Annotated in this window: 16 protein-coding genes and 4 tRNA genes; 11 read left to right on the top strand and 9 right to left on the bottom strand. The window is 67.5% G+C overall.

Annotated elements, in window-relative coordinates:
* Window positions 1-145: 145 nt before the first annotated feature.
* The 4 genes from ASF60_RS19425 to ASF60_RS19410 all read right to left on the bottom strand — a co-directional run bounded on the left by ASF60_RS19425 (window position 146) and on the right by ASF60_RS19410 (window position 3,560).
* Window positions 146-844, bottom strand: a complete 699-nt coding sequence (locus tag ASF60_RS19425) for a hypothetical protein (RefSeq protein WP_056188898.1) — start codon at window positions 842-844, stop codon at window positions 146-148.
* 236 nt (window positions 845-1,080) lie between these two features.
* On the bottom strand, window positions 1,081-2,493 hold the full coding sequence (gene glnA, locus ASF60_RS19420) for a type I glutamate--ammonia ligase (RefSeq protein WP_056188895.1): 1,413 nt from the start codon (window positions 2,491-2,493) through the stop codon (window positions 1,081-1,083).
* A 247-nt stretch (window positions 2,494-2,740) separates the two neighbouring features.
* A complete protein-coding gene (locus ASF60_RS19415; RefSeq protein WP_056188891.1) occupies window positions 2,741-3,202 on the bottom strand; it encodes a GNAT family N-acetyltransferase in 462 nt (153 codons plus the stop codon).
* A 19-nt stretch (window positions 3,203-3,221) separates the two neighbouring features.
* Window positions 3,222-3,560: a P-II family nitrogen regulator gene (locus tag ASF60_RS19410; RefSeq protein WP_003600526.1), complete on the bottom strand. Its 339-nt coding sequence runs from the start codon at window positions 3,558-3,560 to the stop codon at window positions 3,222-3,224.
* A gap of 194 nt (window positions 3,561-3,754) precedes the next feature.
* Here ASF60_RS19410 and ASF60_RS19405 point away from each other — a divergent pair, with 194 nt between their 5' ends.
* Entirely contained in the window at window positions 3,755-5,260 is a 1,506-nt protein-coding gene (locus ASF60_RS19405; RefSeq protein WP_056188888.1) for a bifunctional ADP-dependent NAD(P)H-hydrate dehydratase/NAD(P)H-hydrate epimerase, read from the top strand.
* Here the strand turns inward: ASF60_RS19405 and ASF60_RS19400 are convergent.
* On the bottom strand, window positions 5,257-6,789 hold the full coding sequence (locus tag ASF60_RS19400) for a multicopper oxidase family protein (RefSeq protein ID WP_443136783.1): 1,533 nt from the start codon (window positions 6,787-6,789) through the stop codon (window positions 5,257-5,259). The two genes, ASF60_RS19405 and ASF60_RS19400, sit on opposite strands and share 4 nt — an antisense overlap.
* A 203-nt stretch (window positions 6,790-6,992) precedes the next feature.
* On the opposite strand from ASF60_RS19400, the gene ASF60_RS19395 reads away from it, so the two are divergent.
* From ASF60_RS19395 to ASF60_RS19365, 7 genes are all read left to right on the top strand, one after another.
* Window positions 6,993-7,077: transfer RNA gene (locus ASF60_RS19395), tRNA-Leu, on the top strand.
* A gap of 174 nt (window positions 7,078-7,251) precedes the next feature.
* Window positions 7,252-8,688 (top strand): trigger factor, encoded by a 1,437-nt coding sequence (gene tig / locus ASF60_RS19390; RefSeq protein WP_056188885.1) that lies wholly within the window; start codon window positions 7,252-7,254, stop codon window positions 8,686-8,688.
* 132 nt (window positions 8,689-8,820) lie between these two features.
* Window positions 8,821-9,447, top strand: a complete 627-nt coding sequence (locus ASF60_RS19385; RefSeq protein ID WP_026176059.1) for an ATP-dependent Clp protease proteolytic subunit — start codon at window positions 8,821-8,823, stop codon at window positions 9,445-9,447.
* 235 nt (window positions 9,448-9,682) lie between these two features.
* Window positions 9,683-10,954, top strand: coding sequence for an ATP-dependent Clp protease ATP-binding subunit ClpX (gene clpX / locus ASF60_RS19380; protein WP_055955375.1), 1,272 nt, complete (start codon window positions 9,683-9,685; stop codon window positions 10,952-10,954).
* Between the two features lie 275 nt (window positions 10,955-11,229).
* Window positions 11,230-13,656, top strand: a complete 2,427-nt coding sequence (lon, locus tag ASF60_RS19375; protein ID WP_056188882.1) for an endopeptidase La — start codon at window positions 11,230-11,232, stop codon at window positions 13,654-13,656.
* 152 nt (window positions 13,657-13,808) lie between these two features.
* A tRNA-Val gene (locus tag ASF60_RS19370) sits at window positions 13,809-13,884 on the top strand.
* A gap of 99 nt (window positions 13,885-13,983) precedes the next feature.
* The gene (locus ASF60_RS19365; RefSeq protein WP_244477029.1) at window positions 13,984-14,265 is read left to right on the top strand and encodes a hypothetical protein; all 282 of its coding nucleotides are present in this window, start codon (window positions 13,984-13,986) and stop codon (window positions 14,263-14,265) included.
* Here ASF60_RS19365 and ASF60_RS19360 read toward each other — a convergent pair whose 3' ends face one another.
* From ASF60_RS19360 to ASF60_RS19345, 4 genes are all read right to left on the bottom strand, one after another.
* The gene (locus ASF60_RS19360; RefSeq protein ID WP_082508081.1) at window positions 14,266-14,838 is read right to left on the bottom strand and encodes a CAP domain-containing protein; all 573 of its coding nucleotides are present in this window, start codon (window positions 14,836-14,838) and stop codon (window positions 14,266-14,268) included.
* Window positions 14,839-14,972: 134 nt separating this feature from the next.
* Window positions 14,973-15,188: a hypothetical protein gene (locus ASF60_RS19355; protein ID WP_056188881.1), complete on the bottom strand. Its 216-nt coding sequence runs from the start codon at window positions 15,186-15,188 to the stop codon at window positions 14,973-14,975.
* An 80-nt stretch (window positions 15,189-15,268) separates the two neighbouring features.
* Window positions 15,269-15,345: transfer RNA gene (locus ASF60_RS19350), tRNA-Asp, on the bottom strand.
* Between the two features lie 26 nt (window positions 15,346-15,371).
* Window positions 15,372-15,448 (bottom strand) — tRNA-Asp (locus ASF60_RS19345).
* 376 nt (window positions 15,449-15,824) lie between these two features.
* Between ASF60_RS19345 and rpmI the strand changes: the two genes are divergently transcribed.
* The 3 genes from rpmI (at window position 15,825) to pheS (ending at window position 17,745) form a co-directional block, all read left to right on the top strand.
* Entirely contained in the window at window positions 15,825-16,028 is a 204-nt protein-coding gene (gene rpmI / locus ASF60_RS19340) for a 50S ribosomal protein L35 (RefSeq protein ID WP_018044555.1), read from the top strand.
* Between the two features lie 48 nt (window positions 16,029-16,076).
* Window positions 16,077-16,448 carry a 50S ribosomal protein L20 gene (rplT, locus tag ASF60_RS19335; protein WP_056188878.1) on the top strand — a complete coding sequence of 124 codons (372 nt, stop codon included), beginning with the start codon at window positions 16,077-16,079 and terminating at the stop codon, window positions 16,446-16,448.
* Between the two features lie 214 nt (window positions 16,449-16,662).
* Window positions 16,663-17,745, top strand: a complete 1,083-nt coding sequence (pheS, locus tag ASF60_RS19330) for a phenylalanine--tRNA ligase subunit alpha (RefSeq protein ID WP_056188875.1) — start codon at window positions 16,663-16,665, stop codon at window positions 17,743-17,745.
* The last annotated feature ends 2 nt before the right edge of the window (window positions 17,746-17,747 follow it).

Raw genomic sequence — 17,747 nt, 5'->3', positions numbered from 1 at the left:
GGTACGGATGGAGCGGGGATACGCCTGCAGCCTCAAGTGAAGGTGCCGCGATAGCCTCGTGTTCCCTGAAAAACCGTCGCAGGCATGCACCATGAGAGGACATGTCGCGGCTCGACGACGGCTCGCGCCATCTGGCGGGGTCGGATCACCAGAGCGAGAATTCGGTGGCGAAGTCGGTTGTCTTCAGGCGCGCGCAGATTTCGGGTTCGGTCCGGCAATCGGCGCGCGGGCGTAGCGCCAGGGTGCCGTTCGGCTCCGTGACGAAGCGAAGCTGCACGGCCGGATCGTCGCCCCGCGTGTAGGCAAGGCCGACCTCGAAGCGCACGAAGTCGAAGCGGTCGCGATCGGCATAGACGATCAGGTCGCGCGAGACGGATTCGCCGGGATTGAGGTCGGAGGGTTCGCCGCCTGCGTCGGTGGCGCCGGCGAACAGGCGGCTCTCGCGCAGGATCGCCTCGCCGGGGCCGTCGAAGGTGTAGGCGCGCGCCGTGGTGGTGCGGTCGGGCGCCGTGGCGCCGTCCCGCGTCTGCGCCTCGAAGCGCACGCGCACGCCGGTCACATTGTAGACGAGACCGAGCACGCGGACGCCGGTCTGGCCGACATTTCTGCGCGTCACGGTGGAGCGGATGGCCACGTGCTGGCCGCGCTCGCCCGCCCGCACCAGGTTCGTGGTGACCGAGACGGCGGGCGGCTCAAGCGCCGGCTTGATCCGGGCCTCGTAGATGAAGGTGTAGACGGCCCAGGCCCCGGCCGCGAGGATCGCCAGGGTTTGCACCAGGGCATTGGCGCGCTCGAGGCGGTCGCCGCGCCGGAATCCGGTGTCTCCGGCGTCGTCCTTCGGCATTTCCTGTCCTGGTTCCCTCTCCGGCCGCTTCCCAGGCCCTCTGTCGGGGCGGCAAGCCGAGTGGATCGGTCATGGTTCCCCAGGACGCATCCATCTCCGGGCAGTGGCAACCTGAGACAGCACGGAGCCGAATCAGAACCGGGCGCCCGAAACGCGAGACGCCGGAGCCCCTCGCGGAGCCCCGGCGTCTCGGATCGTTCCGGGCGAGACGGGCACGAAGCCCGGCCCGCGCGCTCTCAGAGCGAGTAGTACATCGTGAATTCGACCGGGTGCGGGGTCATCTCGTAGCGCATGACCTCGGTCATCTTCAGCTCGATGAACGAGTCGATCTGGTCGTCGGTGAACACGTTGCCGGCCTTGAGGAAGGCGCGGTCGCGGTCGAGGTTCTGCAGCGCCTCACGGAGCGAGCCGCAGACGGTCGGGATCTTCTTCAGCTCGCGCGGGGGCAGGTCGTAGAGATCCTTGTCCATGGCGGCGCCCGGATCGATCTTGTTGATGATGCCGTCGAGGCCGGCCATCAGCAGGGCCGAGAAGGCGAGGTAGGGATTGGCCATCGGGTCGGGGAAGCGAACCTCGACGCGCTTGGCCTTCGGGTTCGTGGTCCACGGGATACGGCAGGAGGCCGAGCGGTTGCGCGCCGAGTAGGCGAGCAGCACGGGAGCCTCGTAGCCCGGCACCAGGCGCTTGTAGGAGTTGGTCGACGGGTTGGTGAAGGCGTTGAGCGCCTTCGCGTGCTTGATGATGCCGCCGATGTACCAGAGGCATTCCTGGCTGAGATCGGCGTACTTGTCGCCGGCGAAGAGCGGCTTGCCGTCCTTCCAGATCGACTGGTGCACGTGCATGCCCGAGCCGTTGTCGCCGAAGACGGGCTTCGGCATGAACGTCGCGGTCTTGCCGTAGCTCTGGGCGACCTGATGGATGCAGTACTTGTAGATCTGCATGTGGTCGGCGAGCAGGGTCAGGGTGTCGAACTTCATGCCGAGCTCGTGCTGGGCGGACGCCACCTCGTGGTGGTGCTTCTCGACCTTCACGCCCATCGACTGCATGGCGGCCAGCATCTCGCCGCGCATGTCCTGCGCCGAATCCTGCGGCGGCACCGGGAAATAGCCGCCCTTGGTGGCGACGCGGTGGCCGAGGTTGCCGCCCTCGTAATCGGTGAACCCGTTGGTCGGCAGCTCGGTCGAATCGAGCTGGAAGCCGGTGTGATACGGGTCGGAGCCGAACTTCACGTCGTCGAACACGAAGAACTCGGCCTCGGGACCGACATAGATGGTGTCGCCGATACCGGTGGACTTGAGGAAGGCTTCGGCCAGCTTGGCGGTGCCGCGCGGGTCGCGGCTGTAGGGCGCGCCGGTGGAGGGCTCGAGCACGTCGCAGACGATCGACATGGTCGAGGCCGAGAAGAACGGGTCCATGCAGGCGGTGGCCGGGTCCGGCATCAGCAGCATGTCGGATTCGTTGATGGCCTTCCAGCCGGCGATCGACGAGCCGTCGAACATCGTGCCTTCGGAGAACATCTCGTCGTCGATGAGGGAGACGTCGAACGTGACGTGCTGCCACTTACCGCGCGGGTCGGTGAACCGAAGGTCGACGTACTTGACGTCGTTGTCCCTGATTTCCTTCAGGACGTCGGCTGCTGTCTTGGCCATCCTCGGAGGTCTCCTTCATGTCTCGGCCCGTTGCGGCCGTGGTTTTGCCGCAGCGGGCATCGGCACGCCGCAGAGCGGAAGGGTATTGGGCGCCGAGCGTTTAGCGCAGCTACGGCGCCTCGGCCAGCGCAATTTCTGCGCGCCCGTGACTTGGCGGCTGTCAGAAGAGACGCAAAAACAGAAACTTAGATCTGTCTCTGGTGTTTCCGGGGTCGCCCACGGGCCGTGTCTTCGGTCCTGGCTGCCGTCAGCGCGGCAGGAGCTTGCGCATCTGGACGCAATCGGCGGCGTCGCCAACCAGCTCGGCGGCGTCCCACCCGAAGCGTTCCCAGTCCATTGCCTCGTAGAAGCCCACCGCGTCCTGTGCCGCGTTTACGAACAGCGTGTGGATGCCGAGTCCCCGCGCCTTGGCTTCGACCTCCGCGCCCAAGCTGCGGCCGAGGCCTCGACCCCGGCGGTCCGGTGCGATGGCCACCAGCCGGACGATGCCGGTTCCATCGCGGCGATCGTCGAGGCGTACGACCCCCACTGATTCGTTCCCGGAAATCAGGAGGAGCGGATGGTGGTTGGCACGACGGTCGTCGGGGTGGTTCTCGTCGTAGCCCGTCCGCCCGCGCGCCGTCCAAAGGTTGTCGCGCCGGAGGGTATGGTATCGGCGCCAGTCCGAGGGGCTGGTCACCGGATCGAGCCGGCAGGACGTCTCGGTCACGGGACCTGGCGCTCGCCGCTCAGATCGCGTCGGTGCCGGTCTCGCCGGTGCGGATGCGGATCGCTTCCTCGATGGTCGAGACGAAGATCTTGCCGTCGCCGATGCGGCCGGTCTGGGCCGATTTGCGGATCGCCTCGACGGCGCCCTCCACCAGCGCGTCCGACAGCACGATCTCGAGCTTCACCTTGGGCAGGAAGTCGACGACGTATTCGGCCCCGCGATAGAGTTCGGTGTGGCCCTTCTGGCGTCCGAAGCCCTTTGCCTCGATCACGGTGATGCCCTGAAGGCCAACCTCCTGCAGGGCTTCCTTCACCTCGTCGAGTTTGAAAGGCTTGATGATCGCTTCGATCTTCTTCATGCCGGGCGGGCCTGACCTCGATGCTGCTTGACCCATCGTTGGTATCATCGCCGTTCGGCCTTCGCCACGCCGATTTCTTCGGTGACGCCGGAAAACTGCACAAGGAATATGCACGCACCGCAAATCGTTTAGGCGATGAGCGAACCTGAGGCTGTCGCGTGAAGCCCAGAGGTGCATTCGAGAAGGGATTCCCCATGACCACCCTGCGACTGCTCAAGGTCGAGGCGATGCGCCGGGTCGATGCAGCCGCGATCGCGGGCGGAACATCCGGATTCGCCCTGATGGAGCGGGCCGGAGCCGCCGTGGCGGAGCGCGCCCGCGCCCTGGCCGGGGAGGGACTTCGCATCCTCGTCCTGTGCGGACCGGGCAACAACGGCGGCGACGGCTACGTGGCGGCGCGCCTGCTCGCCGAGGCCGGCCACTTGGTCGACCTCGCCGGGCTGGTGCCCCCCGGGGGCCTGTCCGGCGATGCGGCGCAGGCGGCCCAGGGCTGGAGCGGCCCGGTCCTGGACCTCTCCGCGATCGTCGACCTGGCGGCTTACGGCCTCGTCATCGATGCGCTGTTCGGCGCCGGTCTGGCCCGCGACCTCGAGGGCGAGACGGCCGCCTTGGTAGACCGCCTCGGGCAGGCGTCCTGCCCGATCCTCTCCGTCGACGTCCCGAGCGGAATCGATGGCGATTCCGGGGCCGTGCGCGGCGTCGCGGTGCGGGCGACCGAAACCGTCACCTTCGTGGCCCTGAAGCCGGGGCACCTGTTGCAGCCCGGCCGCGCGCATGGCGGCGACCTGCACGTCGCCGATATCGGCACCGGCCCGGCAGCGCTGGAGGCCGGCCTCGCCGGGGGAGCGCCGCTCTGGCGCAATGGACCTGGCCTGTGGGAGGCGGCGTTTCCGCGCCTGACCGCCGCGAGCCACAAGTACACGCGCGGGCACGCGGTCGTCCTGTCCGGGCCGGCCACCCGCACGGGGGCCGCCCGGATGGCGGCGCGCGCAGCGTTGCGGGTCGGGGCCGGCCTCGTCACCCTGGTCTCGCCGACCGGGGCGCTGGCCGAGAACGCCGCGCATTGCACTGCGATCATGCTGCGGGCCTGCGACAGCGCCGACGACCTCGACGACCTCCTGGTCGATGAGCGCCTCAACGTGGTGCTGGCCGGTCCCGGGCTCGGGATCGGCGCGGCCACCCGCGATCTGGTGGCGGTCGCCGCCGCCGCCGGGCGCGCCCTCGTCCTCGACGCCGATGCGCTGACGAGCTTCAAGGGCCAGCCCCACCTGCTCGGCGCCCATCTCGCCGATGGCGACGCCGCGGCGGTCCTGACGCCGCACGAGGGCGAGTTCGCGCGCCTCTTCGAGGGCACGGAAGCGGGCGATCCGGAGGCCGACAAGGTCGAGCGTGCGCGCCGGGCCGCCGCCCTGGTCGGGGCCGTCATCGTCCTGAAGGGGGCCGATACGGTGATCGCCGCCCCCGACGGACGCGTGGCGATCAACGATCACGGCACGCCCTATCTCGGCACCGCCGGCGCGGGCGACGTACTCGCGGGGCTCATCGCCGGGCTGCTGGCCCAGGGGATGGCGCCGTTCGAGGCCGCGGCGGCGGGAGTCTGGGTCCACGGCGATGCCGGCCTGCGCCACGGCCCCGGCCTGATCGCCGAGGACCTGCCGGACATGATGCCGGCAGTGCTGCGCGCCCTCGTCCCGGTTTAAGTCACCTCGAACAGCGTCCACAGGCCGGTATCGAAGCGCTCCAGCACCGTCGCGCTGATCAGCCAGCGCCCGGGATTGTCGGCCTTGAAGGCGATGCGCGCGGTACGGCCTTCGAGAAGCTGGAAGGTGTCGAGCCAGTAGGGCTCCCAGCCGTCGTCGAGGGGGTGGAGCAGCCGGAACGCGTGGCCGTGCAGGTGCAGGGATTGCGGGAACGCGGTCTCGTTGCGGATGGCCAGCACCACCACCTGCCCGCGCTTCACCGAGAACAGCGGCGCCATTCCGGCCGTGCCGGGGGCGCCGTTGACCGCCCAGATCCGGGTGGGATCGCCGGTGTAGCTCGGCTCGGCGGCCGGCTTGTCCTTGTCGATCCGGGCGCCGCCCGTGAGGGTGATGTCGCGCCGGACGGCATTCTGCAGCTTGACCTCGGCCGGCAGCAACGGGTTGTCGCCGATCTTCGTGATCGGCGGCCGCGGCGGCGCGGCGGCCTCCGCGGTGAGGCCCAGGGTGGCGAGCGCGATGCCGTTGCCGATCAGCGCCGTGATCGCACCGGTGGTCCCGGCCTCGGTCGGCATGTCGAGCATCAGGTCGTAGCGGGTGCCGGGCGGGAACGGCAGGGTGGCGCGAAGGGGCTCGAAGGTGTCGGTCGGCTGGCCGTCGACCGCCAGCACGTAGACCTTCACGCCGTCGAAGCGGATGCGGGTCGCCCGCGCATTGCAGACGTTGCCGAGGCGCAGGCGCAGACGGCTGCCGGGCCGGGCCGTGATCGGGGCCGGGACCGGCACGCCGTTGAGGGTGACGAGGCTGCCGAGGCGGCCGGAACTCGCCGCGAAGGCCGGCTGGCCGAAGGGCAGCAGAGCGTCGGCGTCGTCGAGGCGCCAGTCCTGCATCAGCAGGGTCAGGTCCTGGTCGACGGCGGGCGGGGTCGTCTCCTCGACGACGAGGGCGCCGGCGAGGCCGCGTCCCGAGGGCTCGCTGGAGCCACCCACCACCAGGGGCCGAATCAGGAACGTGCCGGCATCGGGCGGTACGAATGCGTAGGTGAAGTCAGTGCCCGGGGCGATCGGCGCCTGGGTTACGCCGCCGACCCCATCCATGGGGTTCTGGTTGCGCACCCCGTGCCAGTGCAGGCTGAGGGGTTTGTCGGTCCGGTTCTCGACGTTGAGCCGGGCCGTCTCGCCGCGCCGGACCCGGACCACCGGCGGCGGCGCCTTGCCGTCGAACGACCAGACCGGCGTCGGGACGGCGGGTTCCGGCTTCAGCCGCAGCGTGTTCGGCGCGGCCGACAGGGTGCGAGCCGGGCCGTCGGTGGCCGGTGCGCGCGCGGACGGAGGTGCGGAAGGGGGAGGCGTCTTCGTCCCTTGCGCCCGTGCGCCGCTCGGCAGCAGCGCCAGGGCCGCCACACCACCGAGCCAGGTTCGCCGCGAGGCCGAGACCGGATCGTTCGGGCCGAGCGATCGAGGGGTCGGCAGGGGATCTCGCAGCATAGAACCTCGCAGCATGGCATGGTGCAGCATGGAATGACGCAGCATGGGACTTCGGCGGAAGACCGGGGGCGGAAGACCGGGACGTCCGGGCAGCGCTTGTAGAATGCGGATTCGGCGGATGCCAATTCGGGGTCGCCCGGCCCGTCGCGGCGATCCGAACGGCCGCCTGATTTTTTTGCTGCGGCCCGTGGCGCGCGTGCTATAGGACCCCGCTCTGGCGGCGGAATGCGCGCTGGGCGTTGGCGCTTGCGGGCGTGGCGGAACTGGTAGACGCGCTGGATTTAGGTTCCAGTGTCGCAAGACGTGGGGGTTCGAGCCCCTCCGCCCGCACCAGTCCATCGCCGTCGGGAACGGATTGGCTCACAGCGATGGCCGGTCGGCCCGCCGCAGGGAGCCGGCCTTCAGCGGCGCGCAGTCCTGGCGCCGACCTCGTCGTGCCCGCCCGGGCGGGCCACGAGGGACCGACCGAATTTGCGCGATCACACGGACGACAGCGGAAAGACGACCATGCAGGTGACCGAGACACTCTCCCAGGGACTGAAGCGCGAGTTTCAGGTCCTGCTCGCCGCGAACGAGCTCGAGGAGCGCCTGACCAGCGAGCTGTCGACCCTCAAGGACAAGGCCCAGATCAAGGGCTTCCGTCCGGGCAAGGTGCCGGTCGCGCACCTGCGCAAGCTGTATGGCCGCTCCGTGATGGCCGACGTGCTGCAGAACGCCGTCAACGAGGCGAACCAGAAGATCGTCACGGACAACAACCTCAAGCTCGCTCTCGAGCCGAAGATCGAGTTCCCCGGCGAGCAGTCGATCGTCGAGCGCGCCCTCGATTCGAAAGCCGACGTTTCGTTCAACGTCGCTCTCGAGGTTCTGCCGACCTTCGAGCTGGTCGACCTGTCCGACGTCAATCTGACCAAGCAGGTGGCCAAGCCCTCCGATGAGGAGGTCGACGAGGCCATCACCCGCATGGCATCGTCCAACCGTGCGTTCGCGCCCCGCGAGGAGGGTGCCGCCGCCGAGACCGGCGACCGCGTCACCATCGACTTCGTCGGCCGCATCGACGGAACCGAGTTCGACGGCGGCAAGGGCGAGGGCATCGACCTGGAGCTCGGCTCCGGCTCGTTCATCCCGGGCTTCGAAGAGCAGCTCGTCGGCGCCAAGGTGGGTGACCAGCGGGTGGTCAAGTCGACCTTCCCGGAGGCCTACGGCGCCGCGCATCTCGCCGGCAAGGATGCCGAGTTCGACGTCACCGTGACGGCGATCCAGGCTCCGGGCGAGACCAAGATCGACGACGAGCTCGCGAAGAACTTCGGCATGGAGTCCCTCGACAAGCTGAAGGAGGCGGTCTCCACCGCCATCGGCAGCGACTTCGAGGCGCAGTCCCGGCGCAAGCTCAAGAAGGACCTCCTCGACGCTCTCGACACCAAATACGCCTTCGAGCTGCCTCCGAGCCTGGTCCATCAGGAGTTCGCCGCCGTGTGGGCCCAGGTCGAGCAGGACCTGAAGACCCGCGAGAAGACCTTCGAGGACGAGGGCACCACCGAGGAGAAGGCGACCGCCGAGTATCGCAAAATCGCCGAGCGCCGCGTCCGCCTCGGCTTGGTGCTTGCGCAGGTCGGTGAGACCGCCGATATCAAGGTGACGGACGACGAGGTGAACCAGGCGCTGATCGCCCGGGTGCGGCAATATCCCGGCCAGGAGCAGCAGGTCTGGGATTTCTACCGCAAGAACGCCCAGGCGCTCGCCGAGCTTCGTGCGCCGATCTTCGAGGAGAAGGTCGTCGATCACGTGCTCGCGCAGGTGACGCTCACCGAGGAGCCGGTCTCGAAGGAGGCGCTGTTCGCCGACGAGGACGACGCTTCGGCCGAGGGCGAGGCCAAGGCCGAGACGACCGAGTCGGCTTCGACCGGAACCGACGAGGGCCTGCCCGCCGTCGCCAAGGCCGACTGAGCCTGGCTGCTCCCACGAGGGCGGCGGGCTTGAGAGTAAGGCGATGTTCACCATCGCCGTAGTTCGCTGAAACGTCCGGTGCGCGCCCGATTCGCGGCGCGGCCGGACCCCTTGTAGCTGGGGCACGTGATGATGAGAGATCCGGTCGACTATTATAACAGCGCGCTCGTGCCCATGGTGGTCGAGCAGTCGAGCCGCGGTGAGCGTGCCTTCGACATCTACTCGCGCCTGCTGCGCGAGCGCATCATCTTCCTCACCGGTCCGGTGGAGGATTACGGCGCGTCGCTGATCGTGGCGCAGCTGCTCTTCCTCGAAGCCGAAAACCCGAAGAAGGAAATTTCCTTCTACATCAACTCGCCCGGCGGCGTGGTGACCTCGGGCCTGTCGATCTACGACACGATGCAGTTCATCCGCTGCCCTGTGACGACGCTCTGCGTCGGCCAGGCGGCGTCGATGGGGTCGCTGCTGCTGACTGCCGGCGAGCCCGGCCACCGCTTCGCCCTGCCGAACGCCCGGATCATGGTCCACCAGCCCTCCGGCGGCTTCCAGGGCCAGGCCACCGACATCCTGATCCATGCCCGCGAGATCGAGGCGCTCAAGAAGCGTCTCAACGAGATCTACGTGAAGCACACCGGCCGCGACTACGACACCATCGTGCAGGCGCTGGAGCGCGACAACTTCATGACGGCCGACGCCGCCAAGGAGTTCGGGCTCATCGACGAGGTGATCCAGAAGCGGCCCGAGCCCGCCGCCGCCTGATCGCGGGCGCCACATCTCGCAACGACCGCCGGACTCGTCCGGTCCGGCGCGTCGTTACGAGGCGGCTGCATTTCGCCGCCCCGCCTTGATCCCGTCGCGGTCGCGTGCTTGCATCGCCAGTCTGATCGAAGCCGGCAGATGCGCGCAGGTGACTGTTTCTTTAGGCGGACGCCATTAAATTCGAAGGATGCGTGTGCGCCCCGGACCGGCGCCATGCCCGCGAACGGAGACCGATATGAGCAAGACTGGCGGCAACGACTCGAAGAGCACGCTGTACTGCTCGTTTTGCGGCAAGAGCCAGCACGAGGTCCGCAAGCTGATCGCGGGCCCGACGGTGTTCATCTGCGACGAGTGTGTCGAACTGTGCATGGACATCATCCGCGAGGAATCGAAGTCCTCCCTGGTGAAGTCGCGCGACGGGGTGCCGACCCCGAAGGAAATCCGCCGCGTGCTCGATGACTACGTCATCGGCCAGGATTTCGCGAAGAAGGTCCTCTCGGTCGCGGTCCACAACCACTACAAGCGCCTCGCCCATGCCTCGAAGCACAACGACGTCGAGCTGGCGAAGTCGAACATCATGCTGATCGGGCCGACCGGCTCGGGCAAGACGCTGCTGGCCCAGACCCTGGCCCGCATCCTCGACGTGCCGTTCACCATGGCGGACGCCACCACCCTGACCGAAGCCGGCTATGTCGGCGAAGACGTCGAGAACATCATCCTGAAGCTGCTCCAGGCCTCCGACTACAATGTCGAGCGGGCGCAGCGCGGCATCGTCTACATCGACGAGATCGACAAGATTTCGCGCAAGTCCGACAACCCGTCGATCACCCGCGACGTCTCGGGCGAGGGCGTGCAGCAGGCCCTCCTGAAGATCATGGAAGGCACCGTCGCCAGCGTTCCGCCGCAGGGGGGGCGCAAGCACCCGCAGCAGGAGTTCCTGCAGGTCGACACCACCAACATCCTCTTCATCTGCGGCGGCGCTTTCGCGGGCCTGGAGCGGATCATCTCGGCACGCGGCAAGGGCACCTCGATCGGCTTCGGTGCTACCGTACAGGCTCCGGACGACCGCCGCACCGGCGAGATCTTCCGCAACGTCGAGCCCGAGGACCTGCTGAAGTTCGGCCTCATCCCCGAGTTCGTCGGCCGCTTGCCCGTGCTGGCGACCCTCGAGGACCTCGACGAGACCGCGCTGAAGCGCATCTTGCAGGAGCCGAAGAACGCCCTGGTCAAGCAGTACCAGCGCCTGTTCGAGATGGAGAATGTCGACCTCACCTTCCAGGAGGAGGCGTTGTCCATGGTCGCCCGCAAGGCGATCGAGCGGAAGACCGGTGCCCGCGGCCTGCGCTCCATCCTGGAGACCATCCTGCTGGAGACGATGTACGACCTGCCGGGCCTCGAATCCGTCGAGCAGGTGGTGATCGGCCCCGAGGTGGTCGAGGGTAAGGCCCGGCCGCTCTACATCCACGGTGACCGCAACAAGGAAGCCCCGGCCAGCGTCAGCGCCTGAGGCGCCGCGCGGGTCTCGTCAGGTCTGGGTTGAGCCTCGGGGCGGATGCTTGAAAACATCCGCCCCGATTTCCATCTCAGGCTCAGCGCGATGGCCGCACGCTCACCCGCCGAGGTGCGGTGTCCCGCCACCAGCCGCATCCCTGAACACGGTCCTCCGAGGGACCGTTTCTTCCCAACACGCTTCCGACCCCCTCGCGGCCCGGTCGGCCCCTGGCAGGATGCTTGCTCCCTGGGAGGAGCGACTGCCCGGCGTCCATCATGAGGAAGTCCGATATGACTCAATCGAAATCGCGCCAGCCGGTCGTTCCGGGCTCGACGGGCTCTTATGCCGTCCTTCCCCTGCGCGACATCGTCGTTTTCCCGCACATCATCGTGCCGCTGTTCGTCGGTCGCGAGAAGTCGATCCGCGCCCTCGAGGAGGCGGTCCGCACTGACCGTCACATCCTCCTGGCGACGCAGATCAATGCCAGTGAGGACGACCCCTCGCCGGACGCGATCTACAAGATCGGCACCCTGGCCAGCGTGCTGCAGCTGCTGAAGCTGCCCGACGGCACCGTGAAGGTGCTGGTCGAGGGCGCCGGCCGCGCCAAGATCTCGCGCTTCACCAAGTCCGACACCTATTACGAGGCCGAGGCCGAGACCCTCACCGACGAACTCGGTGACAGTGTCGAGGCGGAAGCCCTCGCACGCTCGGTCATCGCCGAGTTCGAGAACTACGTGAAGCTCAACAAGAAGATCTCGCCCGAGGTCGTCTCCGCCGTCACCCAGATCGACGAGCCCTCGAAGCTCGCCGATACCGTCGGCTCGCACCTCGCGGTCAAGATCGCGGACAAGCAGGCGATCCTGGAGATCCCCACGGTGGCGCAGCGCCTCGAGCGCGTGCTGTCGCTGATGGAGAGCGAGATCTCCGTGCTCCAGGTGGAAAAGCGCATCCGGACCCGCGTGAAGCGGCAGATGGAGAAGACCCAGCGCGAATACTACCTCAACGAGCAGATGAAGGCGATCCAGAAGGAGTTGGGCGACTCCGAGGACGGCAAGGACGAGCTGGCCGAGCTCGAGGAGAAGATCGAGAAGACCAAATTCACCAAGGAGGCTCGCGACAAGGCGGTGGCGGAGCTGAAGAAGCTGCGCCAAATGTCGCCGATGTCGGCGGAAGCGACCGTGGTGCGCAACTACCTCGACTGGATGCTCGGCATCCCGTGGGGCAAGCGCTCAAAGATCAAGAAGGACTTGCTCGGCGCCCAGGTCATGCTCGACGAGGACCATTTCGGCCTCGACAAGGTGAAGGAGCGGATCGTCGAGTACCTTGCCGTGCAGCAGCGTGCGAACAAGCTCACCGGCCCGATCCTGTGCCTCGTCGGACCTCCGGGTGTCGGCAAGACGTCGCTCGGCAAATCCATCGCCAAGGCGACGGGTCGCGAGTTCGTGCGTATGTCGCTCGGCGGCGTGCGTGACGAAGCCGAGATCCGCGGCCACCGCCGGACCTATATCGGCTCGATGCCGGGCAAGATCGTCCAGTCGATGCGCAAGGCGAAGACCTCGAACCCGCTCATTCTGCTCGATGAAATCGACAAGATGGGCATGGACTTCCGGGGTGATCCGTCGGCCGCCCTGCTGGAGGTTCTCGACCCGGAGCAGAACGCCACGTTCAACGACCATTATCTAGAGGTGGATTACGACCTGTCGAACGTGATGTTCGTCACCACCGCCAACACCCTGAACATCCCTGCACCCCTGATGGACCGCATGGAGGTGATCCGCATCGCCGGCTACACCGAGGAAGAGAAGCTCGAGATCGCGCGCAAGCACCTGATCCCGGGCGCCGTGAAGAAGCACGGTCTCGACGCGAAGGAGTGGCAGATCGACGATGCCGGCCTGCTGATGCTCATCCGCCGCTACACGCGGGAGGCGGGCGTCCGCAACCTGGAGCGTGAGATCTCCAACCTGATCCGCAAGGCGGTGAAGGAGATCCTCATCACCAAGGTGAAGGCCGTCGCCGTCACCGAGGAGACCCTGCCGGTCTTCCTCGGCCCGCCGAAGTTCCGCTACGGCGAGATCGACGAGGAGGATCAGGTCGGCGTGGTGACGGGCTTGGCCTGGACCGAAGTCGGCGGCGAGTTGCTGACGATCGAAGGCGTCATGATGCCCGGTAAGGGCAAGATGACGGTCACGGGCAACCTGCGCGACGTGATGAAGGAATCGATCTCCGCTGCGGCGAGCTACGTCCGCTCGCGGGCCGTCGATTTCGGCATCGAGCCGCCGCTCTTCGAGCGTCGGGATATCCACGTCCACGTTCCGGAGGGGGCGACCCCGAAGGACGGTCCGTCCGCCGGCATCGGCATGGCGACCGCGATCATCTCGACGCTGACGGGCATTCCGGTGCGTCGCGACGTGGCGATGACGGGTGAGGTGACCCTGCGCGGTCGGGTGCTCCCGATCGGTGGCCTGAAGGAAAAGCTGCTCGCGGCTCTGCGCGGCGGCATCAAGACGGTCCTCATCCCCGAGGAGAACGCCAAGGACATCGCCGAGGTGCCCGACAGCGTGAAGAACGGGATGGAGATCATCCCCGTCTCGCGGATGGACCAAGTGCTGCAGCACGCCCTGGTCCGCGTCCCCGAGGCGATCGAATGGGAGGAGCCTGCCCCGAAGGTCCGTCCCGTGATCGCCGACGAGGAATCCGCGACGGTGATCGCCCACTAGGGCGCTCATGCTCACCCCTCCGGGGCTGAGCAGACCCTGATGCGACACGAGGCCTCGGCGGATACGCCGGGGCCTTTTCTCTGCGGTGAGGGCTGCGATGCAGGCAAGAGGGTTGCGCCCGATCCTCCGCTTCCGCTACGAAGCGGCGCATCGGGCGGTTAGCTCAGTTGGTAGAGCGTCTCCTTTACACGGAGAGGGTCGGCGGTTCGAGCCCGTCACCGCCCACCAGACACCTGTCGTCAGGTCTGCTGTCCCATGAGGCGTGCAGGCGCGCGCGCCATCGCGTAGGACTCCCGGGCGAGCGACGATTTCTGCAGGGGGGCATCCGTGAGCGATGAAGCCGGAACGGATCTGCAGCCCGCGCGGGGATTCCCGCCGCCCTGGATCGTGGTCGAGCGGGCCGAGAGCTTCTGCGTCGAGGACGGCGAAGGGCTTGCGGTGGCCTGGACGTACTTCTCCGACGATGCCGATCGGCGGGCCGCGACCGGGGTGATGACCCGGGACGAGGCGCAGCGCATCGCCAAGGCCATCGCGATGGTACCCGAGATGCGGACGATCATCCGGTCCCTGCAGGATGGGCTGGCCGAGGCGGATACCGACGGCGCCTAGTCAGCCGCCGGTCATGACCAGGGCCCAGAAGCGCTTGTAGCGAGTGCCGGGTGCGTCCACCCGGGCGATGCCGACGCGCTTGAGTTGCGGCATCAACATGTTTCGGTTGTGCTCGGGTGAATTCTTCCAGCGGGCCAGCACCTCGTCGAAGGTGGCCGAGCCGGCGCTGAGATTCTCGGAGGCGTAGGCGCGGCCGAACCCGGCTTCCGCCATCCGGGCATTGAAGGTGCCGCCGATCTCGTGGCTCAGGCGCCCGGCCTTCGCGTTGGAGGCGGCCTGATAGGATGCGGCCCGGATCAGGCTCGAATCGATTACCACCGGGCCGAGGCCGTGCTGGGCCCGGTAGCGTGAGATCGCGGCGGCAGCCGCCTGTTCGTCGAGGATCACCACGCTGGTCGGCTGATCGGGTGCGAGCAGGCTCGCCGGCGAGCCGCAACCGGCCAGCACCAGGAGAAGGGATAGGGCGGCGATCCGCGCGCCGGCCTCGGACCCGGAGAATCTCGACCGAGGACAGGGGAGGGGGGTGGCGTGAACGGATGTCGCGATTTCGGGGGCTAGAGTTTCAGAAGGCATGGTTTGGGACGGGACTCGCGGCAGGCTTCGGGTGTGAAGGCCTTCCCGGTCCGATGCGGCGAAAACGCGGCGTGCTCCGAGTTGGGGCGCGCCGTCTCACGCCTGTGGTGCGTCGGCCACGGTCGGTGGAGCGATCAGATCCGCGTGCCGTGATCGCGGGGCGGCGCGCCGCAGCGCCAGGCCATGATGCGAAACTCGGGATGCGTGCCGATCCACTGGGCCAATTGCGGCTGGGCCACGTGCAGGCAGGCCGGGGCGTCCTCGACATCGAGGGCGAGCTTGCGCGACTCGCAGGTGTCCGGCGCGCGCGCGAGGCAGACAGTGAAATAGAGGAAGAAGACGCCCGACATCCGTCGCTCTCCGGTCCGATGACAGGAGAAGGGTAGGGCGGAAGGAGGCAAAAGCGAGATGAACCGTGTCGCGAACACGATGGCGCGGGCGACGGGACTCGAACCCGCGACCTCCGGCGTGACAGGCCGGCACTCTAACCGACTGAGCTACGCCCGCATCCTAGATTCGGAACAGAAGTGACGTGGCGCGGGCGACGGGACTCGAACCCGCGACCTCCGGCGTGACAGGCCGGCACTCTAACCAACTGAGCTACGCCCGCTTGACGTCCCGCCCCGTTTCCGGCGGTGTCGGGGGTGTAGGTTCCGGGCCGGGGGCTGTCAAGCAACCGCGCGCCGCAATTCCGAGGGAATTTCCAGCTGCCGACGTTGCGCGGGATCCCGCCTCGGGTCTGGCGCAGGACATTGCCGAAACTTGGGCCGGGGCATGGCTCGCGGCATGGCCAGAGCAGGGCCCGGAAGCTCGGCGCCAAACCCGGCATTGAACCCGCGTCGCTTTTCTGTCATAGCCCCCTCGCGTTGAACCGCCCGGCCGATAGGGCTGCCGTGGCGGTTCGTGCTGCTCCATCAGAAGCATCAACCGAGCGCATCTCTTCGATCCGAACCGGATCGGAGCCGCTGCGCGTTCAGGAGAGCCAAATGCCCAAGCTGAAAACCAAGTCGGGCGCGAAGAAGCGCTTCAAGATCACCGGCACCGGCAAGGTCATGTATGCCCAGGCCGGCAAGCGCCACGGGATGATCAAGCGGACGACGAAGCAGATCCGCAACCTGCGCGGCACCACCACCCTGTTCGAGGGCGATGCTGCCAACGTGAAGAAGTACTTCCTGCCGAACAGCCGGTAAGCCTTCACGACGCCGACACTGCTTTTTTCGTAATCCAGGAGAACACCCATGGCCCGCGTCAAGCGCGGCGTGACCAGTCACGCGAAGCACAAGAAAGTCCTCAAGGCCGCCCGTGGTTATTACGGCCGCCGCAAGAATACGATCCGGATCGCCAAGCAGGCGGTCGAGAAGGGCATGCAGTATGCCTACCGCGATCGGAAGAACAAGAAGCGCACGTTCCGCGCGCTCTGGATCCAGCGCCTCAACGCCGCGGTCCGTGAGCATGGCCTGACCTACTCGCGCTTCATCAACGGCCTGTCGATCTCCGGCATCGAGGTGGACCGCAAGGCCCTGTCCGAGCTCGCCATCCACGAGCCCGCCTCCTTCGCGGCAGTGGTCGAGTTGGCCAAGGCTGCCCTTCCGGCCGCCAAGGCCGCCTGAGGCGAGCCCGGCTCGCCCGCGAGCCGAGCGCTGTTCTTCACGAAAGGCGCGGCGCCCCCGGGGAGCCGCGCCTTTCGTCTTTTCGTACCACACGGGTGTTTTCCGGCTCCCCGCCGCTTGCATTGCGGGCGCCGCCCGGGAAAACCCTCGCCCCAGGCCGATCGAGCCCGCCCGGCCCTCTCGGGGTCGGCGCCGCAGCCGGTGAGTTGAATCGATGACCGATCTCGATACCCTCGAAGGCGACCTGCTGCGTCAGGTCGCGGACGCGTCCGACGAGGCCGCCCTCGATGCCGTGCGCGTCGCGGCCCTCGGCAAGAAGGGGTCGGTCTCCGAACTCCTGAAGACCCTGGGGTCGATGACGCCCGACGAGCGCAAGACCCGCGGTCCCCTGATCAACGGTTTGCGCGACCGGGTGCAGGGCGCCCTCGCCGCGCGCCGCGATGCGCTGGCCGAGGCGGCGCTGTCCGCCCGTCTCGCGGCCGAGCGCATCGACGTGACTTTGCCGGTGCGCGAGGCGCCGGAGGTACGCGGCCGCGTCCACCCGATCAGCCAGGTCATGGACGAGATCACGGCGATTTTCGCCGATATGGGCTTCTCGGTGGCCGAAGGTCCCGACATCGAGACCGACGACTACAACTTCACCGCCCTCAACTTCCCGCCCGGCCACCCGGCCCGCGAGATGCACGATACCTTCTTCCTGGCTCCAGACCGCAACGGTCAGCGCAAGGTGCTGCGGACCCACACCTCGCCGGTGCAGATCCGGACCATGCGGGCCCAGCAGCCGCCGATCCGGGTGATCTGCCCGGGCCGGACCTACCGGCACGATTCGGACCAGACGCATACGCCGATGTTCCATCAGGTCGAGGGACTGGTGATCGACAAGGCGGCCAACATCGCCAATCTGAAATGGGTTCTGGAGGAGTTCTGCCGCACCTTCTTCGAGGTCGAGTCGGTGAAGATGCGGTTCCGGCCGTCCTTCTTCCCCTTCACCGAACCGTCGGCCGAGGTCGACATCCAGTGCTCGCGCAAGGGCGGCGAGATCCGCTTCGGCGAGGGCACCGACTGGCTCGAAATCCTCGGCTGCGGCATGGTTCACCCCAACGTGCTGCGTAATTGCGGCCTCGATCCCGACAGCGTTCAGGGCTTCGCCTTCGGCGTCGGCATCGACCGGATCGCGATGCTGAAATACGGCATGCCCGACCTGCGCCCGTTCTTCGAGGCGGATGTGCGCTGGCTCGACCATTACGGGTTCCGGCCGCTCGACATTCCGAGCTTGGTGGCCGGTCTGACGGGCTAGGT

Source organism: Methylobacterium sp. Leaf113, from assembly GCF_001423325.1.
Lineage (GTDB): Bacteria > Pseudomonadota > Alphaproteobacteria > Rhizobiales > Beijerinckiaceae > Methylobacterium.
Note: the sequence above shows the minus strand (reverse complement) of the source record. Positions and strands in the feature narration are given on the sequence as shown.